We start from the raw sequence: 13765 nt of genomic DNA, 5'->3' as shown, positions 1-13765 counted from the left end.
GACAATGCGCAAAGGAGATGCATGTCCCTGATGGGAACACTGCCTATTAAGGAGTCATTATGCCGCAACCCATCTATTTGGATCACAACGCCACCACCCCCCTCCACCCGGAAGTCAAACGGGTGATGGTGGAGATGCTGGATGTCTTTGGAAACCCATCGAGTCTCCACGCCTTCGGCCGCGAGGCCCGCGCCCGCGTGGAGGCCGCTCGCGCCCAGGTGGCGGCCCTGGTGAACGCCGACCCTGTGGAAGTGATATTCACCGGCAGCGGCTCGGAAGGCAACAACACCGTACTCTCGCTGGTGCGCTGCACCAAGACCGCCTGCCGCTGCGACCTCGGCACGCGCAAAGGGTTGGTGACCACGGCCATCGAGCACCCCTGCGTCCTGGAGACGGCCAAATATCTGCGCCGTCTGGGGCACCCGGTCACCATCCTCGGGGTGGATCGCTCCGGCCGCATCGACTTGGACGAGCTGCGCGCCGCCGTCACCCCGGAAGTGGGACTCGTGTCCATCATGACCGCCAACAACGAGACCGGCACCATCCAGGACATCCCGGAAGCCGCACGCATCGCCCATGAGGCCGGGGCCCTGTTCCACACCGACGCCGTACAGGCCGTCGGCAAGATCCCGGTGGATGTGCGGGCCTGGGACGTGGATTTCCTCACACTCTCAGCCCACAAGATCTACGGCCCCAAAGGCGTGGGCGCCTTGGTGGCGCGCCGCGGCACGCCCCTGTGTCCGCTCATCCTGGGCGGCCATCAAGAGGCCGGCCGGCGCGCGGGCACGGAAAACACCATCGGCATCGCGGCCATGGGCGAGGCGGCGCGTATGCGCTTGGTGGAAATGGACACCGAGGCCCCCCGCCTTGCGGCCCTGCGGGACCGCCTGCGTCAGGGCATCGAAGCCGCCATCCCAGATGTCACCTTCAATGGCCATCCTGAGCACACCCTGCCGAGCACCCTCAACGTCTCCTTCATGGGGGTGGAAGGCGAGGCCATTCTCCTCCATCTGGACGCCGTGGGCATCGCGGTCTCCACAGGTTCGGCCTGTGCGTCCGGATCCCTGGATCCTTCCCATGTGATCATGGCCCTGGGCGTGCCCGTGGAGTACGCCCACGGTTCCATCCGCATTTCCCTCGGCCGGGAGACCACGGAAGAACATATCGACACCATGCTGCGGGAACTGCCCCCCATCATCGCCAACCTGCGCTCCATCTCCAGCGCTTACCGGAGGTAAGTCATGACCCAATGGGTATATTCCGACACCGTCCGCGACCATTTTCTCAATCCCCGCAACGTACTGCGCGACGAAAACCCCGAGGATTTCGACGCGGTGGGCCGCACCGGCAACGTCAAGTGCGGCGATGAAATGGTCGTGTACCTCAAGGTGGATCCCGAGGCCCTTACCATCACGGACTGCAAGTGGCAGACCTACGGCTGCGCCAGCGCCATCGCCAGCACGTCCATGCTCTCGGAGATGGTGCGCGGCATGACCCTGGACGCCGCCGCCCGCATCACCTCCAAGGACATCCTCGCCGCCCTGGGGGGGCTTCCGGACAACAAAGTCCACTGCTCGGTACTGGGCGACAAGGCCCTGCGCGCGGCCATTGACGACTACTACCGCCGTCATGGTATGGAAGACCGCATTCAGACCTTGGGACCGCGCGTGGTCTGCCACTGCCTGAACGTCACCGAAGAGGATATCGAGCACGCAGTCCTCGAAGGCGCGCGCAGCTTCGAAGAGTTGCAAGAACGCACCAAGATTGGCACAGGGTGCGGAGAATGTCAGGAGGAGGCGCAGCGGGTGCTCACCTCCTTCATCGAAAAGCACTTCGGACTCTAAGCGGATCTCTGCGGCGGGTGGAGACGGGTTCGCCAGCGCTCCACCCGACCCCTGCAGCAACAGGGAGGGACGTATGCGGATCTTTGCCGTAGGAGCAACGGGATTTGTGGGGCGGACCCTGGTGCCGATGCTCGCGGAGGCCGGCCATGAGGTCACGGTGCTGGTACGCAAAGCCACCCCCTTTGCCCCGCATCCGCGCATCCAGGCCATGCCTGGCGACCCCATGGTCCCAGGGCCCTGGCAAGCAGCCGCCGCAAGCCACGATGCGGTGGTCAACCTGGCCGGAGCCCCCATCGCCACCCGCTGGGACAGCGCCACCAAAGAGCGTATCCGCCTCTCCCGGGTGCGCACCACGGAAATGGTGGTGGAGGCCCTGCGCGCTGCGCCGCCCAAGGTCTTTGTCTGCGCCAACGCGGTGGGCTATTTCGGCGACCAGGGCGACACCCCACTGGGAGACGACGCCCCGGCCGGCACCGGGTTTCTCGCCGAAGTGGCCCAAGCCTGGCAGGAAGCCGCCCTGAGCGCCCAAGCCTGCGGCCACCGGGTGATCATCCCTCGCTTCGGGGTGGTGCTGGGCCCTGGCGGCGGGGCCCTGGGGGCCATGCTGCCGGTCTTCCGCCTGGGACTTGGAGGGCGGATCGGCTCCGGACGGCAGTGGTTTCCGTGGATCCACATCGAAGACGTCGCTCACGGCATCCGTTTCGTCCTGGAGCACGACGCTCTCTCCGGGCCCATCAACTTCGTAGCCCCCGAGACCGTCACCAACGCCGACTTCACCCGCGCCCTGGCCGCAGCCCTCCACCGGCCCGCAGTGTTTGCCGTTCCCCCATGGGTCCTGCACCTCGTCTTGGGGGAGGCGGCAAGCATGCTCCTCACCAGCCAACGCTGCGAGCCCCGGCGCCTCCAGGCGGCAGGGTTTTCCTTCACCTATCCGGATATCGCCACTGCCCTGCGCCACGCGGTCCGTATGTCCAAGAACGCCCATCCACCCCGAGCCTAAGGAGCCCCCATGCACATCGACACCACCATCCCCACTCTTGGCCCGTGCAAAGTGGACACCCCCCTGCCCTATTGCCATTTCGTGGACGACAGCGACCGGATCCGCCTCCACCTTTCCAAAGAGATCATCGACGAGGCCACGGAAGAGGTGCTCTGCGAGTTCGAGGCCGCCGGACCGCGGCAGAAGATCTATTTCGACCCGCCCAAGACCAAGTGCGCCATCGTTACCTGCGGCGGACTATGCCCGGGCATCAACGACGTCATCCGCGCCATCGTCATGAGCGCCCACCACAACTACAAGGTCTCCAGCGTGCTCGGCATCCGCTACGGACTCCAGGGGTTCATCCCCAAGTACCATCACGACCTGGTGGAGCTCACTCCAGATAGCGTGAGCGAAATCCACGAATTCGGCGGCACCGTCCTGGCCTCCTCCCGCGGGCACCAGCCCCCCGAAGACATCGTGGACGCCCTCGAGCGCATGAACGTCTCGGTGCTCTTCATGATCGGCGGTGACGGCACCATGAAGGCCGCCCGCGGGGTCACCGAAGAAGTGGCGCGACGCAACCTCAAGATCGCGGTGGTGGGCATCCCCAAGACCATCGACAATGACATCAACTTCGTCACCAAATCCTTTGGCTTCGACACCGCCGTGGACAAGGCCACCGAGGCCATTCGCTGCGCCCACGTGGAGGCCATGGGCGCGCCCAATGGCATCGGCATGGTGAAACTCATGGGCCGCGAGTCCGGCTTCATCGCCGCCCAGGCCAGCCTGGCCCTCAAGGAAGTCAACTTCGTGCTCGTTCCGGAGGCGCCTTTCGCCCTGCACGGCCCAAACGGCCTGCTTCCCCTGCTCCACGAGCGTTTGCAGCGCCGCGGCCATGCCGTCATCGTGGTGGCCGAAGGCGCCGGCCAAGATCTCTGCCAGACCGACGGCCGCAAGGATGCCTCGGGCAACCCCATCCTGGGCGACATCTGTGCCCTTTTGCGCCAAGAGATCAAAACCTACTTCGAGTCCCTGGGCTTCCCCTACACCCTGAAGTACATCGACCCGAGCTACATCATCCGCTCCGTGCCAGCCAACTCCAACGACCGCATCTACTGCGGATTTCTCGGGCAGCACGCCGTCCACGCCGCCATGGCCGGAAAGACCGGCATGGTGGTCTCCAAACTCCAGGAGCGCTACGTCTACCTGCCCCTACACCTGGTGACGGCCAAACGCCGCAAACTAGACACCACCTCCAACTACTGGCGCTCTGTTCTGGAGACCACAGGACAACCCCTCGACATGTTTACCTGTAACCCCTAAAGGATGCCCATGCGCACGCTGATTTTCCTCCTCTTGGTGGCCTGCGGTCTTGGGGCGGCATGGTGGTGGTGGACCCAACGGCCGCAAACCCCGCCGCCAGCGCCCATCACGGAAGTGGCACCGCAGCGCTGGCGCGTGGGCAACGCCTCCGAGGCCGTGGTCTCCGCCAACGCCACCACCGCTTCCAATGCAACGGCCGCCAACACCTCTTCGGAAAACGCCTCCGCCAACGCCACCAATGCCACCAACACCACGCTGGCCGTGGCGGACGACCCCATGCTGCCCCGCTCCCTGGTGCGCACTTTGGCGCAGGCCGTAGCGGACCGCTACCACCCGGGGCGCACCACCCAAAATCTCGCCGGGACCGGCCGCTTGGACCTGCGCATCCAATCCTTGGGCGTACGCCTGGCGGACCTGCCCGACGTGGCGGTGGAGAAAAGCGACATCCTCCAAGCGCGCCAGGCGGTCATCGCCTACGCCCTGCGGCCTGAGGTGCTGGGTGCCCTGGAACGAGCCTACCTGCCTGTGTTCGTAAACGCCCTCAAGGAGGCGTTGGCCGGCAGCACGCGGACTTTTCTCGTGGACGGAGCAGAACGCGTGGCCCCTCTTTCCGCGGCCCAACGCACCGAGGCCATGATCCTCGTGGCCAAAGAGCTCAGAAACCTCGCTCAGGCCATCGCCTCGTTGGCGCAGGACCAAAGTCATCTCCCCCTGGTCACCGCCTGGCACACCCAAAACCAGGCCGTGACCACGGCGCAAATGGAGGTCTGGAACGTCCAAGTCCAGGGGAATATGCCGGCCCTGGCCAGCGCCACCCAGGCCGTGGACAACGCCCTGCGCCAGGCGGCCCAAGCTCGGCAGCGCCTGGTGGAAAACCTCAAGCGTCTGCCGCTCAGTGAAGACAATGCCCTGTATCTTGCCGCCTGGAGCGCCCGCCGCGCCCAGCACGGCATGGAGCTCTCGGCCCTCCTGCCTTTGGCCGAAACCCTACGCCGCGCGGCAGATGCCGTGGAAAGCGCGGTCCAACCCCAATAACCTCTCAACGTTTCTGAGGACTTCATGACCTGGACCCTTCCTTCCATCGATCCCGTGGATCCCCAGCAGATCGCTCGCGCCCAGCAGCACCTCGACAACCTCACCAAACCCCAAGGCAGCCTCGGTCGGCTGGAGGTTCTCGCCGCCCGACTGGCGGCCATCCACGGCGGCAGGCCCAAGGTGGATCCGGCGCGCATCTATACCTGCGCCGGTGACCACGGCGTGGCGGCCCACGGAGTAAGCCTCTTTCCCCAGGCCGTGACCCGGCAGATGGTGCACAATTTCCTTACAGGCGGGGCGGCCATCAATGTGCTCACTCGCGAGGCGGGCGTGGATTTACGGGTTGTAGACGCAGGCTGCGCCGGCGGCCCCTTTCCCGAGCATCCGCACCTCATCCAGTGCAAGGTGGCGCCGGGGACCGCAGACTTCACCCAAGGTCCGGCCATGACCCGGGCCCAATGCGAAGAGGCCCTGGCAAACGGCCTGGAACTTGCCAGCCTCGCCGACACCGAGGGTTTTGTCACCGTGGGAACGGGCGAGATGGGCATTGGCAACACCACCCCGGCCACGGCCCTGTACTGCGCCTATCTCGGTCTTGCCCCCGAAGCCATCACCGGGCCGGGAACCGGACTTTCCCCCCAGCGCGTGCAGCACAAAGTGGCGGTGATCGCCGAAGGCCTCGCCCGCCACCGGGAAGTCGTCGCCGGCGGTGATCCTGTGGCCATTCTCGCCGCCTTGGGCGGTCTGGAAATCGCCACCCTCACCGGACTCATCCTCGGCGCCGCCAGCCGACGGATGAACGTGGTCGTCGACGGATTCATCGCCACCGCGGCCTTTGTGGCGGCCCGGGCCATGGCCCCGACGGTACAAGACTACGCCTTCTTCGCCCATGCCTCGGCAGAGCCGGGACACCGCGCCGTGCTCGCAGCCGTGGGAGACCAGGGGCTCATCCATCTCGGTCTGCGCCTCGGCGAAGGTACGGGCGCGGCCATGGCCGTCTTTATCCTGCGCTGCGCCGCAGCCATCTTCACGGACATGGCGACCTTTGCGAGCGCTGGCGTTGCCCGCGCCGCGGATGAGCACCAGGACGGCTGAGGCCGAACACTCTTGGCGATGCCTGCAGCCAACGCATGACCGGTATCCCCTGCGCTACGCAGGACAAGCACAGCGCTCGGACGGATATGCGGTGCGCGCCGACTAGGCAGCACTCGGCATCCACCCCAAGGAGCACGATCATGACCTACCGAATCCACCCCATTGTCATGGGCACCAAAGTCTTCGACAAAGGCATGATGACCTACCAACATGACTATGGGACGCCCTACACCATCCCCATCTACTGCTGGTATCTCGAAGGAGGTGACCGCACCATCCTCGTGGACACCGGAGAGATGCATCCCATCATTTCCGATGATCGCATGCAGGCCATCGGAGGCCCAATTCATACCTTCGAGTCTGGACTCGCCCTCTACGGTCTCAAACCGGAAGACATCGATATTGTCTTACACACGCATCTGCACAACGATCATTGTGAAAATGACAGTAAATGCATCAATGCGACGTTTTACGTGCATGCCCATGAGCTGGAACGCATCCACAATCCACATCCACTGGATTTCCGCTACCTGGAAGACTACATCGAAGAGGTGGAAGCCAACGACCAAATCGTTGCGCTGACCGAGGATACGGAAATTGTTCCTGGCATCACCATGATCCACACCCCGGCCCACACCCGAGGCGGTATGTCCATACGGGTGGAGACACCCAAAGGCAGTGCCCTCATTTGCGGATTCTGCACCATCCTCGAAAACCTGTACCCTCCGGCACCCATCCGCGCCATGGAGATGGAGGTCATTCCCCCAGGCACGCATGTGGATGTCGAAGAAGCCTATGCCACCCTCCTGCGGGCCAAGACCCTGGCGGAACACATGCTGCCGCTGCATGAGCCCCGCTTTGCGGCCATGAAAGAAGTGCCGGCGTAAGCTGCCCGAGCTGATGGCCAGGCCCAAGGCGTCCTTTCCAGGGCGCCTTTTTTGGTTCCTTGACACCAAAGTGAACAATCGTTAACAGCCGCGGCCATGCGACACCCCACGACCATCCGGCGAGACCAAATCGCAGAGGCCGCCCTGACACTGGTGGTCGAGCAGGGCATCGCGGCCCTCACCGCCCGCAACGTAGCGCGCGCCATCGGCGTCACGGCTCCAGCCCTGTACCGGCATTTCCCCAATGGCATGACGGACATTCTCGAGAGCATCCTCGACCTTTTGGACGCCATCAAGACCGAGGGCATCCAACGGGCCCAGGAGGCCACCGGTACCACCCTCCACCGGTTGCGTTGCTGCTTCGACGTCCACCTGACCGCGGTGCAACGCTACCGGGCACTGCCTGTCCTCATCCTCTCCGACTCCATGTGGGGCAGCAACTCCCGTTTTCGCCAGCGTCTCATGGCCAGTCATGCCCGGCAAGAAGAGGCTCTCTGCGCCATTATCCGCTGCGGCCAAGAGCGAGGAGAAATCCGAGACGACATCCCTGCCCAGCACATCTTCATCCAGTTTCTGGGCCAAATTCTCGCCATTGCCGTGCTCTCCAGCCGCATGCCTGCCCCTGACTTCGACCCCATAATCCAGGCTGAATCCAGCTGGCGTCTTTTCGTCCGTTCTCTAGCCCCATAAGCCCCCAATAAACAATCGTTTACTTAAAAGGAAAACCTTATGAACGCCACGCGCGCCGTTATCCTGACGATCGCCATCAGTGTTGCTTTCGGGCTGTATCTCGTCTGGAAGCCTGCAAGCCAACCGCACAACGCCAATGCTGCTGCCGCCCCTTTGCCCGAGGTGGCCGTAGTTGCCCTTCGCACCCAGGAAGTCCAGCTCACCGCAGAACTCCCAGGCCGCACCACTGCTTACGAAGTGGCGGAAATCCGCCCACAGGTCACTGGCATCATTCAGAAGCGTCTGTTTTCAGAGGGGTCTGAGGTCAAGGCCGGCCAGCCCCTCTACCAAATCGATCCCGCGAGTTACCGTGTGGCCGTTGCGAGCGCTGCCGCGGCCCTGGCCAGGGCAAAAGCGGAACTCGAACCCGTGCGGCTCAAGGCCATGCGGTATGCAGAAATGGTGCGCTCCAAAGCGGTCAGCCAGCAGGACAACGACGATGCTCAAGCCGCCTTTGCCTTGGCCACAGCCTCGGTCGCAGCGGCCGAGGCCAATTTGGAGGCCGCACGCATCGACCTGGCCCGGACTACCGTGACCGCCCCCATCTCCGGCCGCATCAGCCGCGCCCTCGCCACTCCGGGAGGGCTCGTGACCGCCAATCAAGCACAAGCCATGGCCGTCATCCATCGGCTGGATCCCATCTATGTCGATCTGACCCAGTCCAATACGGAACTGCTGCGCCTCCGCCAGGCCGTGGAATCCGGTGCCATTCAGTCTGCAGGCACCACCACCGTCCATCTGCTTCTGGAAGACGGCTCCCCGTACCCACTGCCAGGCACTTTGGAGCTCACGGAGGCTACGGTGGATACCTCTACCGGAACTGTGACGCTTCGGGCCGTATTCCCGAACCCCAAGCGCGTGCTTTTGCCCGGCATGTACGTACGGGCCATCGTGGAACAAGGCGGTATCCCTCAGGCGCTGCTCGTTCCTCAGGAGGCAATACTTCGCGATGCCCATGGCGCGGCAACGGTCCTGGTGGTGGATGCCGATGATCGGGTGGCAGCACGCCCTGTAGAGCTGGACCGCAGCGTGGGCACACATTGGATCGTGCGCAGCGGTCTTGAAGCCGGAGAACGGGTGATCGTGGAGGGGCTGCAAAAAGTCCGTCCGGGCATGGAAGTCCGAGTCATCGAAGCAAAAGACAACGTCACACACACTGCACACCAATGATCCGCTGCCATCCAATAATAACGATGGTATACTGATACTATTCCTGGAGTCGTCATGTCGCAATTTTTCATTCATCGCCCGATATTTGCATGGGTTCTGGCCATCGTGACCATGATGGCAGGAGTACTCGCCATCATCGGGCTTCCGATATCGCAGTACCCACCCATCGCTCCTCCTGCAGTGAGTATCAGCGCTACGTATCCCGGGGCTTCAGCCAAGACTGTCGAAGATGCCGTCACCCAAGTCATTGAGCAAAAAATGCAGGGCATCGACAACCTTGACTACATGGCCTCCACCAGCGAGGCGTCCGGCCGCTCGACCATCACCCTCACCTTCAAAACAGGGACCGACCCCGATATCGCCCAGGTACAGGTCCAAAACAAGCTCCAATTGGCCATGGCCCTCCTGCCACAGGAAGTTCAAGCCCAGGGCGTACGGGTCACCAAATCTGTACGCAACTTTGTTCAGGTGCTGGCCTTCGTTTCGGAGGACGGGTCCATGAATCAAGGGCAACTGGCGGACTATGTGGCGGCTAACGTCCTCGACGGACTCAGCCGTGTAGACGGAGTGGGCGAGGCCACCTTGTTCGGCGCCCAGCATGCCATGCGTATCTGGCTCGACCCCGATGCCCTGCACGCCTATGGTCTGACCCCGGCGGACGTCATCGCCGCCATCAAGGCGCAAAACGCCCAGATCTCTGCAGGACAATTGGGGGGGCTCCCCGCAACGCCCGGACAGCGCACCAACTTCACCGTGACCGTGCAAGAGCGCCTGCAAACCCCGGCGCAGTTCCGCGCCATCCTTCTCAAAGTCCAGGCAGATGGATCCAATGTCCGCCTCGGTGACGTTGCCCGAGTGGAGCTCGGCCCTGAAGATTACCAAAGCATTGCCCGCTTCAACGGCCAGCCAAGCGCAGCGGTAGCCATCAAACTGGCCTCCGGCGCCAACGCCCTCAGCACGGTGAAGGCAGTGGCCCGCTATATAGAAAGCCTCCGCCCCACTTTTCCTGCGGGGCTACGCGTCACCGAAGCTTTTGATACCACGCCGTTCGTGCGCATCTCCATCGAGGAAGTGGTCCGCACCCTTGGGGAGGCCATTCTCCTGGTATTCGCGGTCATGTTCCTCTTTTTGCAAAACTTCCGCGCGACACTCATCCCGACCATTGCTGTCCCTGTGGTGCTGCTGGGGACCTTCGGCGTCCTGGCCGCGTGCGGCTACTCCATCAATACCCTCACCATGTTTGCCCTGGTCCTGGCCATCGGCCTTCTTGTGGACGACGCCATCGTGGTGGTGGAAAACGTCGAACGCATCATGCATGAGGAAGGTCTTCCCCCCAAAGAAGCCACCCAGCGCTCCATGGGACAGATTTCCGGGGCCCTCGTGGGCATCGCCCTGGTCCTCTCGGCAGTCTTCGTGCCCATGGCCTTCTTCCCCGGCTCCACCGGAGTCATTTACCGCCAATTCTCCATCGCCTTGGTTTCCTCCATGGCCCTCTCGGTACTGGTGGCATTGATCCTTACCCCAGCGCTCTGTGCCACTCTGCTCAAACCCTACCCGGGCCATACCCACCGCCGCGGCCTTCTCCAATGGTTCAATCGTATCTTGGAGCGCATGACCCAAAGATACCACAGCGCTGTCCTGGCTTTGACCCAGCGCTGGGGACGCGCCCTCCTCGTTTATGGCGCAATCCTGGTAGGGGCGCTGCTCCTTTTCCGGCACCTGCCTACAGCATTCCTCCCTGAGGAAGACCAAGGGTTCCTCTTCGTGCAGGCCCAACTGCCCGTCGGCGCCACCCAGGAGCGGACACTCCAGGTCCTCCAACGCATCGAGAAGCATTTCCTCGAAACAGAAAAAGAATCCGTCGCCTCGCTCATTGGCGTAGCAGGGTTCAGTTTTGCCGGCAGCGGCCAAAATACGGCCATGTGTTTCGTGCGCCTCAAAGATTGGGAACTGCGCCAACACCCCGACATGCGCGCTGCCGCTATCGCCGGACGGGCCATGGCCGCCTTTTCCCGCTTCCGCGATGCCCAAGTCTTCGCCTTTACTCCGCCGGCAGTGATGGAGCTGGGGAACGCCGCCGGTTTCGACTTTCAGCTCCAAGACATGGCTGGACTCGGCCACGCAAAGCTCCTCGAGGCCCGCAACCAGCTCCTCGCCATGGCCCGCCAGCATCCGGACCTGGCCATGGTACGCCCCAATGGTCTCGAAGACACGCCGCAATACCACATCCGCATAGACTGGGAAAAAGCCACCACCCTCGGAGTGGCGATCGCTGACGTCACCAGCCTCATCGCCACCGCCTGGGGCAGCGCCTACGTCAACGACTTCCTCGACAGTGGCCGTGTGAAAAAGGTCATCGTCCAAGGCGACGCCCCGTACCGCATGGCCCCGGAAGACCTGCGCCGGTGGCATGTGCGCGGAGCAAGCGGCCAGATGCTCCCCCTCTCGAGCATCGCCCAAGGGGAGTGGGCCATGGGCTCACCGCGCCTCGAACGCTATAACGGCGTCCCTTCGGTGGAGATCCTCGGTGCCCCCGCCCCTGGAAAAAGCTCTGGCGAGGCCATGGCCGCCATGGAGGCCCTGGCGCGGCAACTGCCTGCGGGAATCGGATATTCCTGGACCGGAATCTCATTCCAGGAGCGCCAAGCCGGCGCCCAGACCGCCCTCCTCTATAGTCTCTCTCTCATCGCGGTGTTCTTGTGTCTGGCGGCCCTATACGAAAGCTGGAGCCTGCCGGCATCGGTCATTCTCGGTGTCCCGGTAGGCATATGCGGCGCGTTGGCCGCTGTCTGGATGCGTGGGCTCCACAACGACATCTATCTCCAAGTGGGGCTGCTCACCACCATGGGGCTCGCCGCGAAGAATGCCATCCTGATCGTGGAGTTTGCCAAAAACCTCGTAGAAACCGGCATGGATCCAATCCCAGCCGTGGCCCACGCCGCGCGGCAACGCCTCCGCCCCATTTTGATGACCTCGCTCGCTTTCGTGCTCGGAGTCCTCCCCCTTGCCCTTAACACCGGTGCCGGGTCTGGCGGCCAAAATTCCATCGGAACCGGGGTCATCGGTGGCACCCTCGCCTCCACCGTCCTGGGATCCCTCCTGGTGCCTGTCTTCTTTGTCCTGGTACGCCGCCTTACCACGCCCCCCACCCTGCACGGGTGCGTACGCCACCCTGCCCCCGGAGGTGACCCATGCGAGCACTAACTCTCGCCTCCATCCTGGTCCTGCTAACTGGCTGTATCTCCATGGCCCCCAAGCGGGAGCTACCACAACTCCCTGGACCGGACGCATGGCCGCAGATCGTCTCCCCTGCACCACTGCCAGGTTGGACCGAATTCTTTCCAGATCCAGCACTCCAGGAGCTTATCCGGACAGCACGCACCAACAACCGGAACTTGCGCCAGATTGTTGCCGCCATGGAACAAGCACAGGCCCAGTGGGGGATCACCCGGGCAAGCAGAGTCCCCCACATTTCCCTTTCCGCGGATTCCGAAACCACCCGCACCCCCGCAGATATCCGCGGAGGAGCACACGGAGTGGACCGAGCCTGGAGTATTGCCGCAGGCATCGTCTCTTTCGAGCTGGACTTCTTTGGCAGAGTGCGCAGCCTTCATGAAGCAGCCTTAGAAGAATATCTGGCCACGGAGGAGGCGTACCGTGCGGCCCACATCGCCCTCATTGCGAACATTGCCCGCACCTACCTCACCTTGGCTGGCGATCGGGAAGAACTGGCCATTGCCACCGATACCCTCGCCAGCCGCGAGGCCACATGGCAGCTCACCCAATCCCAAGTGGAGCACGGTCTCGCCACGGAGCAGGACCTGCTGCTCGCCGAAGAATCCGTGACCACGGCGCAGGCAGAAGTGGCACGCCTCAAAGCTCAAGTGGCACACGACCACAACGCCTTGGCGGTGCTCGTTGGCGTGCCGGTACGCGAACTCCATCTCCCTGCCCAGCGTATCGAGGAAGTCCGCATCGCCCCACAGCCCGCCCCAGGACTGCCATCGAACCTCCTCGCACGCCGCCCCGACATCCTTGAGGCCGAACATCGGCTCTGGGCCTCAGGGGCACGGATTGGTGCCGCCCGCGCCGCATTCTTTCCCAAAATCAGCCTCACCAGCACCCTTGGACTTGCCAGCACCGAACTCACCTCGCTGTGGAGTCTGCCCCAGCGGACATGGAGCGTGATCCCACAAATGAGTCTCCCCATCTTCGATGCCGGCACAACCGCGGCAGGCGTCGCCGCCGCTGAGGCAGAGCGGCGCCTGCGCCTGGCGCAGTACGAGGAAACCATCCAAAAGGCATTTCGGGAAGTGGCCGACGCCCTGGCCACTGTGCACAGCACCCATGCCCAGTCCCAAGCCCAAAGCCGTCGTGTTGCCGCCACCGCACGGCTGCGAGAACTTGTCGGCTTTCGGGCCGAGGCAGGCCTAGAAAGCGCCTTCGCCGTACACGACGCCGAACGCACGCTTCTGGCAGCCCGCCAAGACCTCCTGGCCGTCCGACTGGCCCATAAGCTCGCCATGATCGACCTCTATGCTGCCCTCGGCGGAGGCTGGGAGGAGGTCTCCGCTCCCCCCTGCACTGAGGGGCAGAAGCCGCAGCCAGGCTCCTGAGCGCATCCACGTGGAGTGAAAAAAATCGATGGCCCCCGGAAACGAGGGCCATCTGCATTACGACGACAGTCTGGGGGCGCTGTC

The 13765-nt window shown here is 63.5% G+C and carries 11 protein-coding genes; all 11 read left to right on the top strand.

What is annotated here, in order from left to right; genetic code table 11:
* Positions 1-59: 59 nt before the first annotated feature.
* The 11 genes from BR00_RS07175 to BR00_RS07125 all read left to right on the top strand — a co-directional run bounded on the left by BR00_RS07175 (position 60) and on the right by BR00_RS07125 (position 13681).
* Positions 60-1238, top strand: a complete 1179-nt coding sequence (locus tag BR00_RS07175) for a cysteine desulfurase family protein (protein ID WP_496476903.1) — start codon at positions 60-62, stop codon at positions 1236-1238.
* Between the two features lie 3 nt (positions 1239-1241).
* Complete coding sequence (locus tag BR00_RS07170) at positions 1242-1844, top strand: iron-sulfur cluster assembly scaffold protein (RefSeq protein WP_496476902.1); 603 nt, start codon at positions 1242-1244, stop codon at positions 1842-1844.
* A gap of 73 nt (positions 1845-1917) precedes the next feature.
* Positions 1918-2844 carry a TIGR01777 family oxidoreductase gene (locus BR00_RS07165; protein ID WP_496476901.1) on the top strand — a complete coding sequence of 309 codons (927 nt, stop codon included), beginning with the start codon at positions 1918-1920 and terminating at the stop codon, positions 2842-2844.
* Positions 2845-2853: 9 nt separating this feature from the next.
* The gene (locus BR00_RS07160; RefSeq protein WP_496476900.1) at positions 2854-4149 is read left to right on the top strand and encodes an ATP-dependent 6-phosphofructokinase; all 1296 of its coding nucleotides are present in this window, start codon (positions 2854-2856) and stop codon (positions 4147-4149) included.
* 9 nt (positions 4150-4158) lie between these two features.
* On the top strand, positions 4159-5184 hold the full coding sequence (locus BR00_RS07155; protein ID WP_496476899.1) for a hypothetical protein: 1026 nt from the start codon (positions 4159-4161) through the stop codon (positions 5182-5184).
* 24 nt (positions 5185-5208) lie between these two features.
* Positions 5209-6279 (top strand): nicotinate-nucleotide--dimethylbenzimidazole phosphoribosyltransferase, encoded by a 1071-nt coding sequence (cobT, locus tag BR00_RS07150; RefSeq protein WP_496476898.1) that lies wholly within the window; start codon positions 5209-5211, stop codon positions 6277-6279.
* Positions 6280-6419: 140 nt separating this feature from the next.
* Positions 6420-7166: an N-acyl homoserine lactonase family protein gene (locus BR00_RS07145; RefSeq protein ID WP_496476897.1), complete on the top strand. Its 747-nt coding sequence runs from the start codon at positions 6420-6422 to the stop codon at positions 7164-7166.
* 96 nt (positions 7167-7262) lie between these two features.
* The gene (locus BR00_RS07140) at positions 7263-7856 is read left to right on the top strand and encodes a TetR/AcrR family transcriptional regulator (protein WP_496476896.1); all 594 of its coding nucleotides are present in this window, start codon (positions 7263-7265) and stop codon (positions 7854-7856) included.
* Between the two features lie 39 nt (positions 7857-7895).
* Positions 7896-9065 (top strand): efflux RND transporter periplasmic adaptor subunit, encoded by a 1170-nt coding sequence (locus BR00_RS07135; protein WP_496476895.1) that lies wholly within the window; start codon positions 7896-7898, stop codon positions 9063-9065.
* Between the two features lie 54 nt (positions 9066-9119).
* On the top strand, positions 9120-12269 hold the full coding sequence (locus tag BR00_RS07130) for an efflux RND transporter permease subunit (protein ID WP_496476894.1): 3150 nt from the start codon (positions 9120-9122) through the stop codon (positions 12267-12269).
* Complete coding sequence (locus tag BR00_RS07125) at positions 12257-13681, top strand: efflux transporter outer membrane subunit (RefSeq protein ID WP_496476893.1); 1425 nt, start codon at positions 12257-12259, stop codon at positions 13679-13681. The genes BR00_RS07130 and BR00_RS07125 overlap by 13 nt, the downstream gene beginning before the upstream one ends.
* The last annotated feature ends 84 nt before the right edge of the window (positions 13682-13765 follow it).

The organism is Thermodesulfomicrobium thermophilum DSM 16697 (genome assembly GCF_059568695.1).
This window is presented reverse-complemented; position numbering and strand designations above follow the sequence as displayed.